We start from the raw sequence: 18761 nt of genomic DNA, 5'->3' as shown, positions 1-18761 counted from the left end.
CTACCAATGCCTGACCGAGCACCATCACTGTGGCGAGGGGATTTATCCCCGTTGGGGCGCGAAGCGGCCCTGAAACCTGGCGACTCGGTGTATCAGATAGATTTAGGGCTGCTGCGCAGCCCAACGGGGATAACTCCCCTCGCCAAAGGTTCTTCTTTGCCCGACAGCTCATCCGGTTGGCATCAGTTCTGTTGCTTGCGATACCCCTTCAACCACTCCGCAAACGCCTTGTCTTCCAGCGCATAACCACCGCGGTTGGACTTCCACACCAGCTCTTTTTCACGCAGCGCGTCGATGCAGGATTGGATGGTCTGGGTACCGGGCACGACTTCGCTGCCCATGTTTTTCAGCACCTTGCCCACCGCCTCCAACGTTGAGTCAGTGAAGGGCGCGAAGGGCTCGTTGTTCTGCGAGCGTTCGGCCATGACCTGCAACACCGCGCGTTGCGGCACCGTCAGGGCGTTCCAGGCGCTTTCGAACTCGGTCCAGACACCAGCGCGGAGCATTTCGGCGCTGTTGCGCAGCAGTTCACCCAAATGGCTCGCCTCACCCAGTTCCAGGGCAATTTCTCCGATGACGCTGCGCAACATCTCGGGACGGCGCCCCACCAGCTCAAAAGCCTGGTCGAGGTCATCGGCGTTGAACTGGTTGGTCTGGGCCAGGTGTGCGTTCAAATGGAAGGTGTAGGCTTGGGTGAAGGCTTTGCCCAGCAAAGGGAACGGCGTGATGCTGGACCCGTAGAACGGTTGGTTGCGGCTCAGTACCAAGTGCGCGAGCTTGTCGCGATTGGAGCCGGTGAACACAAGCCGCAGACCGCTGGTATCCCCTTCACGCCCCTGGTTGAGCTGATCACGGGCAGCCTTGAGGGCGAACATCGCGTTGACCCCGGCCTCGGTGGTCAGCGCATGCTGGGCTTCGTCGATCACCAGCACCACGGTTTTATCGGCGGCACGGTGCAACAGTTCCAGCGCTTGGGTCAGCGTCGCCCCCTCGGGCAGTTGCGGCTGGCTGAAATCCCAGGACAACGTGCGCAAGAAGCTGAGTTTGTCGATGCCCATGGATTTGGCGAGCTTGCGGATGCCCTTTTCATAAGGCACCAGTGCCCCGGCGATGGCCGAGGCGATCAGGTCGGCAGGGTCTTTCTCCTTGTTTGCCCAGAGGTCGACGTAGACCGTGAGCCAACCACGGGTCTCGCATTCGGGAATCAAGTCCTCGCGCAGGAACGTACTTTTTCCGGTACGCCTTGGCGCGGCCAGGAACAGGCCTGAGGTGTAATCCTGGATCCCGGCGCCGGCCAGCCCATCGACAATATTGCGGGCCAGATCGGGGCGCCGGAAAACAAAACCGGGGTGCTTGGACATGGTTTTATACTCAATTATGGCGACAGGTATAATTTATAGTCCCGAGTATAATTGAGTATAAATGCCTGTCAAACCAACTCCCGCCCATCTCCCTGCCGCCGCCGATCCTCCCGCGGACACCGCGCGAACCGTGCCCGATAACTGCGGGTGAAATACGACGGTGATTCAAACCCGCAGGCGATGCTCACTTCCAACACGCTCATGTCGGTCTGGCGTAGCAGTTGCCGGGCCTTTTCCAGGCGCAGGCGCAGGTAGAAGTTGCTCGGGGTGTCATTCAGGTGCAGGCGGAACAGGCGTTCGAGCTGGCGCCGGGTGACGTTGATCGACTCGGCCAGGGCCAAGGTACTCAGGGGCGGTTCACTGTGGGTTTCCATCTCGCCGATGACGTGCACCAGCTTCTTGTTGCGAATGCCGTAGCGGTTGGCGATTTCCATGCGCTGGTGGTCTTTGCGCGGGCGGATGCGGCCGAGCACGAATTGCTCGCTGACCTGGATCGCCAACTCCGAACCGTGGGCCTGGCCGATCAGGTCGAGCATCAGGTCGATGGACGCGGTACCGCCCGCGCAGGTGATGCGGCGACGGTCGATTTCGAACAGTTCCTGGGTCACGCTGAGCTGCGGATAGGACTCCTTGAACGCCTCGATCGCTTCCCAATGCAGCGTCACACGATGCCCTTCCAGCAGTCCCGCCTCGGCCAGGACCACACTGCCGGTGTCGATGCCGCCCAGGATCACGCCTTCGCTGTCCAACCGATGCAACCAGCGCTCCAGCACCGGGCCGGCGAACTTCAACGGCTCAAAACCCGCCACGACCCACAGCGTCGCGCCTTTCTTCAGCGGCTCCAGCGCGGCATCAGCGTTGACCGACATGCCATTGCTCGCCAAAACCGCCCCACCATCGGCGCTCAACACGTGCCAGCGATACAGCTCGCCACGAAAACGGTTGGCGACCCGCAACGGCTCGATGGCCGAGATGAAACCGATGGCCGAAAAGCCCGGCATCAACAAGAAGTAGAAATCCTGGGACATGGCGCGCTCGGTGGTCGGGTAGCGTGCGGACCTTGATACGCCAGTTGCAACGTCCCTTCAAGAGGACAGGTCGCTGCAGTGCAAGAGGACGTCGCCGCTGTGCGTTTTGAGCAGGCCCTGGCTGCGTAACTTGGCACCACCGGCGCACAGACACCGGAACCCCCATAACAATAAAAACTGCCGAGGAACCCGACATGAAACGACTGATCAGCGCTTGCGTGCTTGCACTCAGCGCCACCTCCCTTGTGAATCAGGCCGCCATCGCCGCCGAGCCCGCCGCGTGCCAGAACGTGCGCCTGGGCGTGGTCAACTGGACCGACGTCATCGCCACCAGCGCCTTGACCCAGGTGATGCTAGACGGCCTCGGCTACAAGACCAAACAGACCAGCGCTTCCCAACAGATCATTTTCGCCGGGATCCGCGACCAGCGCCTGGACCTGTTCCTGGGCTACTGGAACCCGCTGATGACCCAGACCATCACGCCGTTCGTCGAAGCCAAACAGGTCAAGGTGCTGGAGCAACCGAGCCTTAAGGACGCCCGCGCCACCCTGGCCGTGCCGACCTACCTGGCCGACAAGGGCCTGAAGACCTTCGCCGACATCGCCAAATTCGAGAAGGAGCTGGGCGGCAAGATCTACGGCATCGAGCCCGGCTCCGGCGCCAACACCCAGATCAAGGCGATGATCGCCAAGAACCAGTTCGGCCTGGGCAAGTTCCAGCTGGTGGAGTCCAGCGAGGCCGGCATGCTCGCCGCCGTGGATCGCGCCGTGCGGCGCAAGGAAGCCGTGGTGTTCTTCGGCTGGGCGCCGCACCCGATGAACGTCAACGTGCAGATGACCTACCTCACCGGCAGCGAAGACGCCCTCGGCCCGAACGAAGGCATGGCCACCGTCTGGACCGTGACCGCGCCGAACTACGCCGAGCAATGCCCGAACATAGGTCGTCTGCTGAGCAACCTGACCTTCACTGCCGAAGACGAGAGCCGGATGATGCAACCACTGCTCGATCACAAGGATCCCCTCGAATCGGCCCGGCAATGGCTCAAGGATCACCCGAAAGACAAGCAGCGCTGGCTCGAAGGCGTGACCACCTTCGACGGCAAGCCGGCCGCCGACAATCTGAAACTCACCAGCAACTGATCAACCGATCTCCCTCTGCGCAGCAGCAAAAGGCTGCGCAGTGACTCACTACGCCTGAAGGAATCCGCACCATGAACCACGACGTCATCATCACCTGCGCACTCACCGGTGCTGGCGACACGACCGCCAAAAGTCCTCACGTGCCGGTCACCCCAAAACAGATCGCCGCGGCAGCCGTCGAGGCTGCCAAAGCCGGTGCGACCGTCGTGCACTGCCATGTTCGCGACCCACAGACCGGCAAGTTCAGTCGCGACGTCGCGCTGTACCGCGAAGTGATGGAGCGCATCCGTGAGGCGGACGTCGACATCATCGTCAACCTCACCGCCGGCATGGGTGGCGACCTGGAGATCGGCGGCGGTGAAAACCCGATGGAGTTCGGCCCCAACACCGACCTGGTCGGCCCGCTGACCCGCCTGGCTCACGTCGAAGAACTCTTGCCGGAAATCTGCACGCTGGATTGCGGCACGCTGAACTTCGGCGACGGCGACACCATTTACGTTTCTACCCCAGCGCAACTGCGGGCCGGCGCCAAGCGCATCACCGAGCTCGGCGTGAAGGCCGAGCTGGAAATCTTCGACACCGGCCACTTGTGGTTCGCCAAACAGATGATCAAGGAAGGCCTGCTGGACAACCCGTTGTTCCAACTCTGCCTGGGCATCCCGTGGGGCGCGCCCGCCGACACCACCACCATGAAAGCCATGGTCGACAACCTGCCGGCGGACGCGGTGTGGGCCGGTTTCGGCATTGGCCGCATGCAAATGCCGATGGCGGCCCAGGCGGTATTGCTGGGCGGCAACGTGCGGGTCGGGCTGGAAGACAACCTCTGGCTGGACAAAGGCGTGCTTGCCACTAACGGTCAACTGGTGGAGCGCGCTGGCGAAATCCTCAGCCGCCTCGGGGCTCGCGTCCTCACCCCGGCTGAAGGCCGCAAGAAAATGGGCCTGGTCCAGCGCGGCTAAGCAGGACCAGGCCATTCAATTACCAAATCTGTTCAGGAAATCACCATGCGCTTCATCACTGACATCAAGACATTCGCTGCTCTGGGCAGCGGCGTGATTGGCAGCGGCTGGGTCAGCCGCGCCCTGGCCCATGGCCTGGACGTGGTCGCCTGGGACCCGGCGCCCGGTGCCGAGGCCGCCTTGCGCAAACGCGTTGCCAACGCTTGGGGCGCCCTTGAGAAACAAGGCTTGGTCGCCGGCGCCTCGCAGGGCCGGTTGCGCTTCGTCGCCACCATCGAAGAATGCGTGCGCGATGCCGACTTCATCCAGGAAAGCGCCCCCGAGCGGCTGGAACTCAAGCTCGAACTGCACGCCCAGATCAGCGCCGCGGCCAAACCCAATGCGCTGATCGGTTCTAGCACCTCGGGACTGCTGCCAAGCGAGTTCTATGAGAACGCCACCCACCCGGACCGCTGTGTGGTCGGGCACCCGTTCAACCCGGTTTATCTGTTGCCGCTGGTGGAAGTGGTCGGCGGCAAAAACACCGCGCCCGAAGCCGTGCAAGCAGCGATGCGGGTGTATGAATCACTCGGCATGCGTCCATTGCACGTGCGCAAGGAAGTCCCCGGCTTCATCGCCGACCGGCTGCTCGAAGCGCTGTGGCGCGAAGCCCTGCACCTGATCAACGACGGTGTCGCCACCACCGGGGAAATCGACGATGCCATCCGTTTTGGCGCCGGCCTGCGCTGGTCATTCATGGGCACGTTCCTGACTTACACCCTGGCCGGCGGCGATGCCGGCATGCGCCATTTCATGGCCCAGTTCGGCCCGGCGTTGCAACTGCCCTGGACCTATCTGCCGGCGCCGGAGCTGACCGAGAAGCTGATCGACGATGTGGTGGACGGCACGAGCGAGCAATTGGGCAGCCACAGCATTTCGGCCCTGGAACGCTATCGTGATGATTGCCTGCTGGCAGTGCTGGAAGCGGTGAAGACCACCAAAGAAAAGCATGGGATGGCCTTCGCCGAGTAACTGATCGTTCCCACGCTCTGCGTGGGAATGCAGCCCGGGACGCTCCGCGTTCCGAATGAAGCGTGACGCAGAGCGTCACAAGAGGCGTTCCCACGCAGAGCGTGGGAACGATCATGCTCGGAGACAGCCATGCCCGCCCTCACCACCTACCAAACCCGCATCCTCCCCGAATGGGTCGACTACAACGGCCATTTGCGCGATGCCTTCTACCTGCTGATCTTCAGCTACGCCACCGACGCGCTGATGGACCGACTCGGCCTCGACAGCCAGAGCCGCGAAGCCAGCGGCCACTCGTTGTTCACCCTCGAACTGCACCTCAATTACTTGCACGAAGTGAAGCTCGGCGCCGATGTCGAGGTGCACACGCAGATCATCGGCCACGACGCCAAACGCTTGCATCTCTACCACAGCCTGCATCTGGCCGGCGGTGATAAAGAGCTGGCCGGCAATGAACAGATGTTGCTGCATGTCGACCTGGCCGGCCCGCGCTCGACGCCCTTCACCGAACTTACCCTGGGCCGACTCAAGACCCTGTTGGATAGCCAAGCCGACCTGCCGACACCGACCTACACCGGTCGGGTCATCGCCCTGCCCCCCGCCCGATAAACCGCGAACAGGAGATCGCCATGAACACCGCTGCCGCTGTCGCCGACTTCCGACGCTATCCGCTTGTCCAGGCATTGACCGCTGCGACCCCCTTGGCCGACCGGGTACAGGTCACGTGGGCCGACGGCCGGGTCAGCCCGTTCCACCATCAGTGGCTAAGGGACAACTGCCCGTGCCCGCAATGCGTCTACAGCGTTACCCGCGAGCAGGTCCTGGAGATCGTCGATGTTCCGGAGGACGTGGGCCCCTGCGAAATCAGCATCGACGATGCGGGCCACCTGTGTGTGGTTTGGCGGGGTGGCCACCAAAGCCTGTTCGACCCGGGCTGGTTGCGCGCCCATGCGTATGACGACCATTCCAGGGCCGAACGCCTGGCGAACAAGCCGCGCCGCCAGCTGTGGCAGCATGACCTGAAACTGCCGGTGTTCGAATACCAGGCACTGATGATGGACACCGACGCGTTGCTGCAATGGCTTCTGGCGCTGCGCGACATCGGCCTGACCCAAGTACGCGGCGTGCCCACCGAACCCGGCTCGCTGAAAGAGATCGCCCAGCGCATTTCGTTTATCCGTGAGAGCAATTTCGGCGTGCTGTTCAACGTGCAGTCCAAGGCCGATGCCGACAGCAACGCCTACACCGCTTTCAACCTGCCGCTGCACAGCGACCTGCCGACTCGGGAATTGCAGCCGGGCCTGCAGTTCTTGCATTGCCTGGTGAACGACGCCGACGGCGGTGAGAGTATCTTTGTCGACGGCTTTGCCATTGCCGAGGCACTGCGCCAAGAGGATTGCGAAGCGTTCGACGCGCTATGCCAGATCCCGGTGGAATTTCGCAACAAGGATCGCCACAGCGACTACCGCTGCCTGGCGCCGATCATCGCGCTGGATGCGTTGGGGCACGTCACGGAAATCCGCATGGCGAACTTCCTGCGAGGGCCGTTCGACACCTCGGCCGAACAGATGCCCAGGTTCTACCGCGCCTACCGCCGCTTCATCGCCCTGACCCGCGAGCCGCGATTTCGCCTGGTGCAGCGCCTCGAACCCGGCCAGCTGTGGTGCTTCGACAACCGCCGCACGCTTCATGCGCGCAACGCGTTCGACCCGAACTCCGGCGCACGGCATTTCCAGGGGTGCTATGTGGATCGGGATGAGTTGTTGTCGCGGATTCTGGTGTTGCAGCGCTAGAGCGATTCATCCAGACAAAAAAATCCCCGATCAAGCCGTGACAGGATCGGGGCAGGAGCGTTACTGGAGGAGCTGTTGCGCGAGGGTGACCAAACCATCGTGATTCAGCTTGGGACCCAGTTTGCCCAGTCCCGGACCGGGCGAGTTAGCCGAAAACGACCCGCTCATAGTCATTCATGACAGATCGACGATTTGCCCTTGCCGCCGCTTCGGACGGCTACCAGAATCCAGGCACGACCCCAATCCCTGAACAAGGAAAAGCGTCATGATGTACGCCGATTTGATCGACCAGGAAGACCTGCTGGGCCAGCTCAAGGCCTTGGGACTGCAGATACCCAGCAACTCCACCGCCGAGCAGGCCTGCGAATGCGCGGTACGGGGGCTGGACAGGGCTCGCGCCAATGAATTGCGGAGGATGGTCAAGGACATGTATACCAGCAGCGCGACCATCCTGCCGGCGGTGCGCCAGGCAATCGATCAGCAACTGTTGCCGGCATTGGCCCAATACCAGCAGACCCATAGCTGACCCTGTGGCGAGGGAGCTTGCTCCCTCGCCACAAAAGCCCGTTTTAGAGCCTCACACTGGCAAACGTCGACTCGTTGCGGGCCTGGCTCAGCGCCGACAGCGGGCCGGACAACGGCGACAGCACCAGGGCCTGCGGCAACGGCATCATCGCCACCTGCTGCGCGGTATTGGAACCGACGCGCTCGTCCCGTGGTGGAATGCCGAAATACTCGCGGTAGCATTTAGAGAAGTGCGGGGTCGAGACGAAGCCGCACACCGAGGCCACTTCGATGATCGACATCGGCGTCTGCTTGAGCAACTGCCGCGCACGAATCAGCCGCAGCTTGAGGTAATAGCGCGACGGCGAGCAGTGCAGGTATTTCTGGAACAACCGCTCCAGCTGACGCCGGGACACGGCGACGTACACCGCCAGTTCATCCAGGTCGATCGGCTCTTCGAGGTTGGCCTCCATCAACGCGACGATTTCCTGCAATTTAGGCTGGTTGGTGCCGAGCATGTGCTTGAGCGGCACGCGCTGGTGATCCTGCTCGTTGCGGATGCGCTCGTAGACAAACATCTCGGAGATTGCCGCCGACAGTTCACGACCGTGATCGCGGCTGATCAGATGCAGCATCATGTCCAGCGGCGCGGTGCCACCGGAGCTGGTGAAACGGTTGCGGTCGAGGGTGAACAGGCGCGTGCTCATCGACACCCGCGGAAAGGCTTCCTGCATCGCCGCCAGGCATTCCCAGTGCACGCTGCAATCGAAACCGTCCAGCAGGCCGGCGCACGCCAGGGCCCAACTGCCGGTGCAGACCGCGCCAAGGCGACGGGACTGACGGGCCTGGCTTTGCAGCCAGGAGACATGCTCGCGGGTCACCGTACGCTGGATGCCGACGCCGCCACAGACGATAACGGTGTCGAGGGCCGGCGCTTTGTGCATGGAGGCGTCCGGGGTGATCTGCAAACCGTCGCTGGCCCATACCTGGCCGCCATCGACGGTCAGGGTGGTCCAGCGATACAACTCGCGACCGGACAGCTGGTTGGCCATGCGTAGCGGTTCCACCGCGGACGCCAGGGAAATCAGCGTGAAATTGTCCAGCAGCAAAAAGCCGATGGATTGAGGCGCACGGTTCTGGGGTTGGGCCCCGGAGTTGGACGTCGTCATCGCGGTATCTCCTCACACAAAGCGGGTGATGGCCTCAGGCGGAGGCTCTTGTTATTGCCCATCATTCTCTTGCGTGAGACGGGGCTTTATCGGGATAGAGCAATTGCCATGCCTAAATTTGAATGCGTGTTCAATAACTCCTGAAAACGACATGTCGGCCTGTCTAGACAAGGCTTCGATGGAGGCTGGGTTCTAACTGCCATCAATGGCGCAGACGGCTACCGCTGTGGGCTGTGAGCAGATCGGTAGCACTTGTGGTTACTGGGCTGCGGCGTCTTCGAGGCGGTTGTCACCGCAAGCGCGGGGACGGACGGTAGCGCGATACACAAAGGCGTGACCGATAAGTCACGCCTTGTCTGTTTGCGACGCGCCAAAACGTGGCGTGTTTTTGTGGTGGTGTGCATTTTACGAGCGATTTTTACAATTTTTTGTGACGAGGAGTTTTTTCCCCTCGCCACACCTGATCAACACTCCACCGCACTCACCGCCAAGCCACCGCGCGATGTCTCTTTATATTTGTCATGCATGTCGGCGCCGGTATCACGCATGGTACGGATCACCCGGTCCAGCGAGATAAAATGCTGGCCGTCACCGCGAAGGGCCATTTGCGCGGCGTTGATGGCTTTCACTGCGGCAATGGCGTTGCGTTCGATGCAAGGCACCTGGACCAGGCCGCCTACCGGGTCGCAGGTCAGGCCAAGGTTGTGTTCCAGGCCGATTTCCGCCGCGTTGCACAATTGCTCAGGCGTGGCGCCAAGGATCTCCGCCAGCCCCGCCGCCGCCATGGCGCAAGCCGAGCCGACCTCACCCTGGCAGCCAACCTCGGCACCGGAGATCGACGCGTTCTTCTTGCACAGGATTCCCACTGCCGCCGCGCCGAGGAAATAGTCCACGACGTTGGCGTCGGTGACCGCTTCGCTGAATTTCATGAAGTAATGCAGTACCGCCGGGATGATCCCCGCCGCACCATTGGTCGGCGCCGTGACCATGCGCCCACCGGCGGCGTTTTCCTCGTTGACCGCCAAGGCGAACAGGTTGACCCATTCCATGGCGCTCAAGGTCGAGCCGATCACGTTCGGTTTGTTCAACTCTTGCAGGCTGCGGTGCAACTTGGCAGCACGACGCCGCACATTCAGGCCGCCGGGCAGAATGCCTTCGTGCTTGAGGCCCTGCTCGACGCAATCCTGCATGGCCCGCCAGAGCTTCATCAGGCCGCTGCGAATCGCTTCTTCGGAGCGCCAGACCTTCTCGTTGGCCATCATCAATTCAGCCACCCGCAGGTTGTGCGTGCGGCACAGCCCGAGCAATTCCTCGGCGCTGGAAAAGTCGTAAGGCAATTCGGTGGCGTCCAGGTCCGCCACGCCACTGGAAGCCTGGGCCTGGTCGACGACAAATCCGCCGCCGACCGAATAATAGGTATCGCGGTGCAGCTCGCCGTTGTCGCCCTCCGCCACCAGCGTCATCGCATTGGGGTGGAACGGCAGGTTCTCATCGAGCAGGCGCATGTCGCGGGACCAGATGAAAGGCACCGGCAGGCGGCCGTCGAGCAGCAGCGTCTGGGTTTCGCGCAGCAGCTCGATGCGCGTGCCGATTTGCGACGGATCGATCGAGTCAGGCCATTCGCCCATCAACCCCATGATCGTGGCGGTATCGCTGCCGTGGCCGATGCCGGTGGCCGACAACGAACCGAACAGTTGCACCTCGATCCGGCGCACTTCATGCAGCAGCGACCGGGCCCGAAGCGCTTCGACAAACAGCGCCGCCGCACGCATGGGCCCCACGGTGTGGGAACTGGACGGGCCGATACCAATCTTGAACAAGTCGAACACGCTGATTGCCATTGCCTTGAATCTCCAGAACGGTCACATCTCCAGGCGCGGGAGCGCCCAGTGGCGCAGCTGCTACGCTCAACGCCGGGATGGCCGCATCATCCGGCTTTTGAATCGGCTTTCGACGTCTGACACCGACGCAATCATGCCCAGCAACGCCGCGTCGCCGTCGCCCAGGTTTTGCGACGTTTTTTTGCGTGTCAGAAGCCAGTCGAGGGCGGAAAAAATCTGTAAACGACGTCACCGACACTGGATGCGACCCTCCCTGTACTGGATACGACGCACCCTGTAGGCGTTGGATTTGCACTGGTACATGATCGGTTACGGCTCGTTTGCAAGGCCGCGTGTCACGAAGAGTGCCCACGCGCCACCAACCGCAACTTAAAAAAAGCAAAAAAGCGCGGTTGTCCCGACCGGACACTGCCGATAAAACACCAGGAGTCCACCCATGAAAGGTTCCACGCCGTTGTTGTTGGCCGCCATGCTGAGTCTTCCAATGCTGGCCAACGCTGCAGAACCCGCACAATGCAGTACCGTCAACTTCTCCGATGTCGGCTGGACCGACATCACCGTGACCACCGCCACCACCAGCGTCGTCCTCGACGCCCTCGGCTACAAGACCAAGACCACGATGATTTCCGTACCGGTGACCTACAAGTCCCTGGCCGATGGCAAGAACATGGACGTGTTCCTCGGCAATTGGATGCCAACCATGGAAAACGACATCAAGGCCTACCGCGAAGCCGGTACCGTGGAAACGGTGCGCGCCAACCTGGAGAACGCCAAGTACACCCTGGCCGTTCCCGAAGAACTGTATGAAAAGGGTTTGAAGGATTTCGCCGACATCGCCAAGTTCAAGAAGGAACTGGACGGCAAGATCTACGGCATCGAGCCGGGCAACGACGGCAACCGCCTGATCCAGAGCATGATCGACAAGAACGCCTTCGGTCTCAAGGACGCAGGCTTCAAAGTTGTCGAATCCAGCGAAGCCGGCATGCTGTCGCAGGTCGATCGCGCCCAGCGCCGTAACACCGCCGTGGTGTTCCTGGGCTGGGAACCGCATCCGATGAACACCCGCTTCAAGATGAAATACCTCACCGGTGGCGATGAATTCTTCGGGCCGAACTTCGGCCAGGCAACCATCTACACCAACACGCGCAAAGGCTACGTACAGGAATGCGGCAACGTCGGCCAGCTGCTGAAAAACCTGGTCTTCACCCTCGACATGGAAAGCACGCTGATGGGCAACGTGCTGGACGACAAGATGAAGCCTGAAGCCGCCGCCAAGGCGTGGCTGAAGAAAAACCCACAGGTGCTCGATACCTGGCTCGCCGGCGTCACCACCATTGACGGCAAACCTGGCCTGGAGGCCGTGAAAGCCAAGCTCGCGCAGTAACAAGCTTATGCCGGACGGGTTCGCCCGCCCGGGCTGTTTATTCCTTGCATGCGGAAGTTCACTACCATGCTTATTGATCAGAAAATACCCTTGGGCCAGTACATCGCGGGCTTTGTCGAATGGTTGACGCAAAACGGCGCCGACACTTTCGACGCCATCGCGATGTTTCTGGAAACGATGATTCACGGCGTGACGTTTGCGCTGACCTGGTTCAACCCCCTGGCCCTGATCGGCCTCATCGCCTTGCTGGCGCATTTCATCCAGCGCAAATGGGGCCTGACCGTTTTTGTCGTCGCCTCCTTCCTGCTGATCCTGAACCTGGGTTACTGGCAGGAGACCATGGAAACCCTCGCCCAGGTGCTGTTCGCGACCCTGGTCTGCGTTCTGATCGGCGTGCCGCTGGGCATCGTAGCCGCGCACAAGCCGATGTTCTACACGATGATGCGTCCGGTGCTCGATCTGATGCAGACCGTACCGACCTTCGTTTACCTCATTCCTACCCTGACCCTTTTCGGTCTGGGTGTGGTCCCGGGCCTGATCTCCACGGTGGTGTTCGCGATTGCCGCGCCCATCCGCCTGACCTACCTGGGCATCCGCGACGTGCCGGACGAACTGATGGACGCCGGCAAAGCCTTCGGCTGCTCCCGTCGCCAGCTCCTGTCGCGCATTGAACTGCCCCATGCGATGCCGAGCATCGCCGCCGGTATCACCCAGTGCATCATGCTGTCGTTGTCGATGGTGGTGATCGCCGCGCTGGTGGGTGCCGATGGCCTGGGCAAACCCGTGGTCAACGCACTGAACACCGCTGATATCGCCCTGGGCTTCGAAGCCGGGCTGGCGATCGTATTGCTGGCGATCATGCTCGACCGAATCTGCAAACAACCCGACGCCAAAGTAGGGGGTGACGCATGAGCATAATCCGCTTCGAAGAGGTCGACGTGATCTTCTCCAAAGATCCACGCGAAGCCCTCAAGCTGCTCGACAAGGGCATGACTCGCAACGAAATCCTGAAGAAGACCGGGCAAATCGTCGGTGTGGAAAAGGCCAGCCTGGACGTCGAAAAAGGCGAGATCTGCGTACTGATGGGCCTGTCCGGTTCAGGCAAATCCAGCCTGTTGCGCTGCATCAACGGCTTGAACACGGTGAGCCGCGGCAAGCTGTTCGTCGAGCATGAAGGCCGACAGATCGACATCGCCTCCTGCACCCCCGCCGAGTTGAAGATGATGCGCACCAAGCGCATCGCCATGGTGTTCCAGAAATTCGCCCTGATGCCTTGGCTGACGGTGCGCGAGAACATCAGCTTCGGCCTGGAAATGCAGGGTCGCCCGGAGAAGGAACGCAAGAAGCTGGTGGATGAAAAGCTGGAGTTGGTCGGCCTGACCCAGTGGCGCAACAAGAAGCCCGACGAGCTGTCCGGCGGCATGCAGCAACGGGTCGGCCTGGCCCGCGCCCTGGCGATGGACGCCGACATTCTGCTGATGGACGAGCCCTTCTCGGCCCTCGACCCGCTGATTCGCCAAGGCCTGCAAGACGAACTGCTGGAACTGCAGCGCAAGCTGAGCAAGACCATCGTGTTCGTCAGCCATGACCTGGACGAAGCCCTCAAACTGGGCAGCCGTATTGCGATCATGAAAGACGGCCGGATCATCCAGTACAGCAAGCCGGAACAGATCGTGTTGAACCCGGCGGACGACTATGTGCGTACGTTCGTCGCCCATACCAACCCGCTCAACGTATTGTGCGGTCGCAGCCTGATGCGCACGCTGGACAACTGCAAGCGCATCAACGGTTCGGTGTGCCTGGACCCGGGCGGCGATTCCTGGCTCGACCTGGCCGAAGGCAACACCATCAAGGGCGCCCGGCAGAACGGAGCGGCCCTGGACCTGCAAAACTGGGCACCGGGCCAAGCCGTCGAAGGCCTCGACCGTCGCCCGACCCTGGTGGACTCCAACATCGGCATGCGCGACGCGTTGCAAATCCGCTACCAGACCGGCAACAAACTGGTGCTCCACGATAACCAGAAAGTCGTCGGGATCCTGGGCGACAGCGAGCTGTATCACGCGCTGCTCGGCAAGAACCTGGGCTAAACAAGCCACGCACACAAAAACGCCGCGAGACGATCGCGGCGTTTTTGTTTGGGTGGTCCTGAACTGCTGCATTTGGCCTACAGGCCAACCGACGAGTGTTATAAAGACATCCCCCAAAGTCCTCGCCCCGGCAAATAGCGACGACTTGTCATAGAACTTATTTTTTGTTGATTGAACGTTCAATCAAAACAAAATAGACTGGCCCTCATGAAGGCGGACCACACTTGTGCGCCCGATGGCCTAAGGAGATGTTTCAAATGCCCAAGGTCGGTATGCAACCCATCCGCCGCCAGCAATTGATCGAAGCCACTTTGCAGGCCGTCGATCAGGTTGGAATGGGGGACGCCAGCATTGCGCTGATCGCCCGTTTGGCCGGTGTTTCGAACGGCATCATCAGTCACTACTTTCAGGACAAGAACGGCCTGATCGCGGCCACGGCCCAGTACCTGATGAGTGTCTTGAGCGAGAACGTCACCGCGCGGCGTCAAGCCCTGACGGACTCGAGCCCGCGAGCTCACCTGAAGGTGATCATCGAAGGCAACTTCGACGCCAGCCAGGTGAATGGCCCGGCGATGAAAACCTGGCTGGCCTTCTGGGCCACCAGCATGCACCACCCGTCTTTGCACAGGTTGCAGCGGATCAACGATCACCGTCTGTATTCCAACTTGTGTTGCCAGTTCCGCCGCGTGTTGCCCGTTGACCAGGCACGCAGCGCTGCACGGGGCCTGGCCGCTCTGATTGACGGGTTGTGGCTGCGCGGGGCGCTGTCGGGAGACGCGTTCGATACCGCCCAGGCACACCAGATCGCTTACGAATACATGGATTTCCAACTGGCCAAGGCAGGGGAACCAGAGCACGCAGAACGGCTCGACTCCTGAACCGCCACCGAACCGCGTAGTCAGCTATAAACGACACGCCCGGTGGTCAAGCCAACCACTTATGCACTTGCGAGGACTTTATGGCCCGTTTCGAACTGCAAAAACTCTACATCGATGGCGCGTACAGCGATGCCAGCAGCGACGCCACCTTCGAAGCCATCAACCCGGCCAACGGTGAAGTACTCGCCCTGGTGCAGCGCGCGACCTTCGAGGACGTCGAGCGCGCCGTGGTCAGCGCCGAAAAGGGCCAGAAAATCTGGGCGGCGATGACCGCCATGCAGCGTTCGCGCATCCTGCGCCGCGCCGTGGACATCCTGCGCGAGCGCAACGATGAGCTGGCGGCCCTAGAAACCCTGGACACTGGCAAGTCCTTCTCCGAAACCAAATACGTCGACATCGTCACCGGCGCCGACGTGCTGGAATACTACGCTGGGCTGGTGCCTGCCATCGAAGGCGAGCAGGTTCCGCTGCGCACCACTTCATTCGTCTACACCCGTCGCGAGCCCCTGGGCGTGGTCGCCGGCATCGGCGCGTGGAACTACCCGATCCAGATCGCCCTGTGGAAATCCGCACCGGCCCTGGCCGCCGGCAACGCCATGATTTTCAAGCCAAGCGAAGTCACCTCCCTGACCACCCTGAAACTGGCCGAGATCTACACCGAAGCCGGCGTTCCAGCGGGCGTGTTCAACGTACTGACCGGCAGCGGCCGGGAAGTCGGCACCTGGCTGACCGAGCATCCGCGCATCGAGAAAATCTCCTTCACCGGCGGCACCGACACCGGCAAGAAAGTCATGGCCAGCGCTTCGAGCTCTTCGCTCAAGGACGTGACCATGGAGCTGGGCGGCAAGTCGCCGCTGATCATCTTCGACGACGCCGACCTGGACCGCGCCGCCGACACCGCGATGATGGCCAACTTCTACAGCTCCGGCCAAGTCTGCACCAACGGCACCCGCGTGTTCGTGCCGAGCCACCTGAAGACTGCGTTCGAAGCCAAGATCGCCGAGCGCGTGGCGCGCATCCGCATCGGCAACCCGGAAGACGAAAACACCAATTTCGGCCCGCTGGTGAGCTTCGCCCACATGGAAAGCGTGCTGGGCTACATCGAGAAGGGCAAAGCCGAAGGCGCGCGCTTGCTGTGCGGCGGCGGTCGCTTGACCGATGGCGACCTTGCCAAGGGCGCATTCGTCGCGCCGACCGTGTTCACCGATTGCACCGATGAGATGACCATCGTGCGCGAAGAAATCTTCGGCCCGGTGATGAGCATCCTCACCTATGACACCGAAGAAGAAGTGATCCGCCGCGCCAACGACACCGACTTCGGCCTGGCCGCCGGCGTCGTGACCCGCGACCTGAACCGCGCCCACCGCGTGATCCACCAGCTCGAAGCCGGCATCTGCTGGATCAACGCCTGGGGCGAATCGGCGGCGGAGATGCCGGTCGGTGGCTACAAGCAATCGGGCGTCGGCCGGGAGAACGGCATCAGCTCGCTGAATAACTTCACCCGCATCAAGTCGGTACAGGTCGAAATGGGCGATTACGCGTCGGTGTTCTGATCTGACACGGGATCTGGAGTGAGGGCTTTTGTGGCGAGGGAGCTTGCTCCCGCTGGGCCGCGAAGCGGCCCCACTTCAGGCCCCACGGTTCTCCAGACAGAACATGGTCGCCCTGTTTTACGACTGCTGCGCAGCCGAGCGGGAGCAAGCTCCCTCGCCACAGTGAATGCGGCACTCGACAACCGCGACCTGAACCCAATTCCAGAAGAGGGTACATTTCATGTCCCAAGAATTCGATTACATCATCATCGGTGCCGGCTCGGCCGGTAACACCCTGGCCACCCGCCTGACCGAAGACGAAGGCGTCAGCGTCCTGCTGCTTGAAGCCGGCGGCCCGGATTATCGCCTCGACTTCCGCACGCAAATGCCCGCCGCCCTGGCGTTCCCGCTGCAAGGCCGCCGCTACAACTGGGCCTACGAGACCGATCCGGAGCCACACATGAACGGCCGCCGCATGGAATGCGGTCGCGGCAAGGGCCTGGGCGGCTCTTCGTTGATCAACGGCATGTGCTACATCCGCGGCAACGCCCTGGACTATGACAACTGGGCAAAACTGCCTGGCCTCGAGGACTGGGCTTACCTGGACTGCCTGCCCTACTTCAGAAAAGCGGAGACTCGGGACATCGGCCCGAATGACTACCACGGTGGCGACGGCCCGGTCAGCGTGACCACGCCCAAGCCCGGCAATAACCCGCTGTTCCACGCCATGGTCGAAGCCGGCGTGCAAGCCGGTTACCCGCGAACCGAAGACCTCAACGGCTACCAGCAGGAAGGGTTCGGCCCGATGGACCGCACCGTTACGCCCAACGGCCGTCGCGCCAGCACCGCGCGCGGTTACCTGGACATCGCCAAGAAGCGCTCCACACTGACCATCGTCACCCACGCCTTGACCGACAAAATCGTGTTCGAAGGCAAGCGCGCCGTAGGCGTCCATTATCTGGTGGGCGCCGCTGAAGAGCGCGTCGAAGCCCGGGCGCGCAAGGAAGTGCTGCTGTGCTCTGGCGCCATCGCCTCGCCGCAGATCCTGCAGCGCTCCGGCGTCGGCCCGGCGAAATTGCTCGAAAGCCTCGACATCCCGGTGGTCCACGACCTGCCGGGCGTCGGCGAAAACCTTCAGGACCACTTGGAGCTGTACCTGCAATACGCCTGCACCCAACCGGTCTCGCTGTACCCGTCGCTGCTCTGGTACAACCAGCCGGCCATCGGCGCCGAGTGGCTGTTCAACGGCACCGGCATCGGCGCCAGCAACCAGTTCGAGGCCGGCGGTTTCATCCGCTCCCGTCCTGATTTTGAATGGCCGAACATCCAGTATCACTTCCTTCCGGTAGCGATTAACTACAACGGCAGCAACGGCGTGAAGGAGCACGGTTTCCAGGCGCACATGGGCTCCATGCGTTCGCCAAGCCGTGGTCGGATCCAGGCCAAGTCCAAGGACCCGCGCCAGCACCCGAGCATCCTGTTCAACTACATGGCCACCGAGCAGGATTGGCAGGAGTTTCGCGATGGCATCCGCCTGACCCGCGAGATCATGCAGCAACCGGCGCTCGACCCGTTCCGTGGTCGCGAGATCAGCCCGGGCATCGAAGTGCAGACGGACGAGCAACTGGACCAGTTCATCCGCGAACACGCCGAAACCGCGTTCCATCCGTCCTGCTCTTGCAAGATGGGCACCGACGACATGGCCGTGGTGGACAGCGAAGGCCGTGTGCATGGCATGCAGGGATTGCGAGTAGTCGATGCTTCGATCATGCCGATCATCACCACCGGCAACCTGAACGCCCCGACGATCATGATCGCCGAGAAAATCGCCGACAAGATCCGTGGTCGCCAGCCCCTGCCACGCAGCACCGCACCGTACTACGTGGCCGGCGATGCGCCGGTGCGCGGCAAGCCATTGCGTGAAGTAGCGGCCAGCGCCCAGTAAGACCCAGGACCGCCATCGCGAGCAGGCTCGCGATGGCATCCAACCTGACACCGCAAATCCCCATTCGCCTTGATCCCTCCCCCGCCCCAGGCCTAATCTAGGGCCGCCGCGTCAACGCGCCGCACCTCGCTGC

Annotated in this window: 16 protein-coding genes; 12 read left to right on the top strand and 4 right to left on the bottom strand. The window is 61.9% G+C overall.

The features are described from left to right. Positions 1–182: 182 nt before the first annotated feature. Positions 183–1361: an AAA family ATPase gene (locus tag HU762_RS06300; protein WP_186634302.1), complete on the bottom strand. Its 1179-nt coding sequence runs from the start codon at positions 1359–1361 to the stop codon at positions 183–185. Positions 1362–1429: 68 nt separating this feature from the next. After that, positions 1430–2389 (bottom strand): GlxA family transcriptional regulator, encoded by a 960-nt coding sequence (locus HU762_RS06295; protein WP_186634299.1) that lies wholly within the window; start codon positions 2387–2389, stop codon positions 1430–1432. 194 nt (positions 2390–2583) lie between these two features. On the opposite strand from HU762_RS06295, the gene choX reads away from it, so the two are divergent. The 6 genes from choX (at position 2584) to HU762_RS06265 (ending at position 7814) form a co-directional block, all read left to right on the top strand. Further along, positions 2584–3528, top strand: a complete 945-nt coding sequence (gene choX, locus HU762_RS06290; protein WP_186634296.1) for a choline ABC transporter substrate-binding protein — start codon at positions 2584–2586, stop codon at positions 3526–3528. A 71-nt stretch (positions 3529–3599) separates the two neighbouring features. Next, complete coding sequence (locus HU762_RS06285; protein ID WP_186634293.1) at positions 3600–4487, top strand: 3-keto-5-aminohexanoate cleavage protein; 888 nt, start codon at positions 3600–3602, stop codon at positions 4485–4487. Positions 4488–4532: 45 nt separating this feature from the next. Beyond that, complete coding sequence (locus tag HU762_RS06280; protein WP_186634290.1) at positions 4533–5498, top strand: L-carnitine dehydrogenase; 966 nt, start codon at positions 4533–4535, stop codon at positions 5496–5498. 129 nt (positions 5499–5627) lie between these two features. Then, positions 5628–6104: a thioesterase family protein gene (locus HU762_RS06275; RefSeq protein WP_186634287.1), complete on the top strand. Its 477-nt coding sequence runs from the start codon at positions 5628–5630 to the stop codon at positions 6102–6104. A 20-nt stretch (positions 6105–6124) separates the two neighbouring features. Further along, positions 6125–7288 (top strand): gamma-butyrobetaine dioxygenase, encoded by a 1164-nt coding sequence (locus HU762_RS06270; protein WP_186634284.1) that lies wholly within the window; start codon positions 6125–6127, stop codon positions 7286–7288. Positions 7289–7553: 265 nt separating this feature from the next. Further along, the gene (locus tag HU762_RS06265) at positions 7554–7814 is read left to right on the top strand and encodes a hypothetical protein (protein WP_186634281.1); all 261 of its coding nucleotides are present in this window, start codon (positions 7554–7556) and stop codon (positions 7812–7814) included. A 43-nt stretch (positions 7815–7857) separates the two neighbouring features. On the opposite strand, the gene HU762_RS06260 is transcribed toward HU762_RS06265, so the two are convergent. Both HU762_RS06260 and HU762_RS06255 read right to left on the bottom strand, forming a co-directional pair. Continuing rightward, on the bottom strand, positions 7858–8961 hold the full coding sequence (locus HU762_RS06260; protein WP_186612949.1) for a GlxA family transcriptional regulator: 1104 nt from the start codon (positions 8959–8961) through the stop codon (positions 7858–7860). Positions 8962–9425: 464 nt separating this feature from the next. Continuing rightward, positions 9426–10802 (bottom strand): L-serine ammonia-lyase, encoded by a 1377-nt coding sequence (locus HU762_RS06255; RefSeq protein ID WP_186634278.1) that lies wholly within the window; start codon positions 10800–10802, stop codon positions 9426–9428. A gap of 436 nt (positions 10803–11238) precedes the next feature. On the opposite strand from HU762_RS06255, the gene HU762_RS06250 reads away from it, so the two are divergent. The 6 genes from HU762_RS06250 (at position 11239) to betA (ending at position 18628) form a co-directional block, all read left to right on the top strand. After that, on the top strand, positions 11239–12186 hold the full coding sequence (locus HU762_RS06250) for a choline ABC transporter substrate-binding protein (protein ID WP_186634275.1): 948 nt from the start codon (positions 11239–11241) through the stop codon (positions 12184–12186). 66 nt (positions 12187–12252) lie between these two features. Continuing rightward, positions 12253–13098: a choline ABC transporter permease subunit gene (choW, locus tag HU762_RS06245; protein WP_186634273.1), complete on the top strand. Its 846-nt coding sequence runs from the start codon at positions 12253–12255 to the stop codon at positions 13096–13098. Continuing rightward, the gene (choV, locus tag HU762_RS06240) at positions 13095–14273 is read left to right on the top strand and encodes a choline ABC transporter ATP-binding protein (RefSeq protein ID WP_186634270.1); all 1179 of its coding nucleotides are present in this window, start codon (positions 13095–13097) and stop codon (positions 14271–14273) included. The genes choW and choV overlap by 4 nt, the downstream gene beginning before the upstream one ends. Before the next feature lie 257 nt (positions 14274–14530). Continuing rightward, complete coding sequence (gene betI, locus HU762_RS06235) at positions 14531–15151, top strand: transcriptional regulator BetI (protein WP_186612959.1); 621 nt, start codon at positions 14531–14533, stop codon at positions 15149–15151. A gap of 80 nt (positions 15152–15231) precedes the next feature. Beyond that, on the top strand, positions 15232–16704 hold the full coding sequence (gene betB, locus HU762_RS06230) for a betaine-aldehyde dehydrogenase (RefSeq protein WP_186634267.1): 1473 nt from the start codon (positions 15232–15234) through the stop codon (positions 16702–16704). A gap of 220 nt (positions 16705–16924) precedes the next feature. Beyond that, the gene (gene betA / locus HU762_RS06225) at positions 16925–18628 is read left to right on the top strand and encodes a choline dehydrogenase (RefSeq protein ID WP_186634264.1); all 1704 of its coding nucleotides are present in this window, start codon (positions 16925–16927) and stop codon (positions 18626–18628) included. Positions 18629–18761 lie beyond the last annotated feature (133 nt).

This window comes from Pseudomonas sp. SWRI92 (genome assembly GCF_014268685.1).
GTDB lineage: Bacteria > Pseudomonadota > Gammaproteobacteria > Pseudomonadales > Pseudomonadaceae > Aquipseudomonas > Aquipseudomonas marvdashtae.
This window is presented reverse-complemented; position numbering and strand designations above follow the sequence as displayed.

Excerpts from the sequence above, each read along its gene's own strand:
- betB (WP_186634267.1), top strand. The coding sequence starts at position 15,232 with ATGGCCCGTTTCGAACTGCAAAAACTCTACATCGATGGCGCGTACAGC.
- HU762_RS06255 (WP_186634278.1), bottom strand. The coding sequence starts at position 10,802 with ATGGCAATCAGCGTGTTCGACTTGTTCAAGATTGGTATCGGCCCGTCC.
- HU762_RS06300 (WP_186634302.1), bottom strand. The coding sequence starts at position 1,361 with ATGTCCAAGCACCCCGGTTTTGTTTTCCGGCGCCCCGATCTGGCCCGC.
- choX (WP_186634296.1), top strand. The coding sequence starts at position 2,584 with ATGAAACGACTGATCAGCGCTTGCGTGCTTGCACTCAGCGCCACCTCC.
- choW (WP_186634273.1), top strand. The coding sequence starts at position 12,253 with ATGCTTATTGATCAGAAAATACCCTTGGGCCAGTACATCGCGGGCTTT.
- HU762_RS06250 (WP_186634275.1), top strand. The coding sequence starts at position 11,239 with ATGAAAGGTTCCACGCCGTTGTTGTTGGCCGCCATGCTGAGTCTTCCA.
- betA (WP_186634264.1), top strand. The coding sequence starts at position 16,925 with ATGTCCCAAGAATTCGATTACATCATCATCGGTGCCGGCTCGGCCGGT.
- HU762_RS06285 (WP_186634293.1), top strand. The coding sequence starts at position 3,600 with ATGAACCACGACGTCATCATCACCTGCGCACTCACCGGTGCTGGCGAC.
- HU762_RS06295 (WP_186634299.1), bottom strand. The coding sequence starts at position 2,389 with ATGTCCCAGGATTTCTACTTCTTGTTGATGCCGGGCTTTTCGGCCATC.
- betI (WP_186612959.1), top strand. The coding sequence starts at position 14,531 with ATGCCCAAGGTCGGTATGCAACCCATCCGCCGCCAGCAATTGATCGAA.
- HU762_RS06265 (WP_186634281.1), top strand. The coding sequence starts at position 7,554 with ATGATGTACGCCGATTTGATCGACCAGGAAGACCTGCTGGGCCAGCTC.
- HU762_RS06275 (WP_186634287.1), top strand. The coding sequence starts at position 5,628 with ATGCCCGCCCTCACCACCTACCAAACCCGCATCCTCCCCGAATGGGTC.
- choV (WP_186634270.1), top strand. The coding sequence starts at position 13,095 with ATGAGCATAATCCGCTTCGAAGAGGTCGACGTGATCTTCTCCAAAGAT.
- HU762_RS06280 (WP_186634290.1), top strand. The coding sequence starts at position 4,533 with ATGCGCTTCATCACTGACATCAAGACATTCGCTGCTCTGGGCAGCGGC.
- HU762_RS06260 (WP_186612949.1), bottom strand. The coding sequence starts at position 8,961 with ATGACGACGTCCAACTCCGGGGCCCAACCCCAGAACCGTGCGCCTCAA.
- HU762_RS06270 (WP_186634284.1), top strand. The coding sequence starts at position 6,125 with ATGAACACCGCTGCCGCTGTCGCCGACTTCCGACGCTATCCGCTTGTC.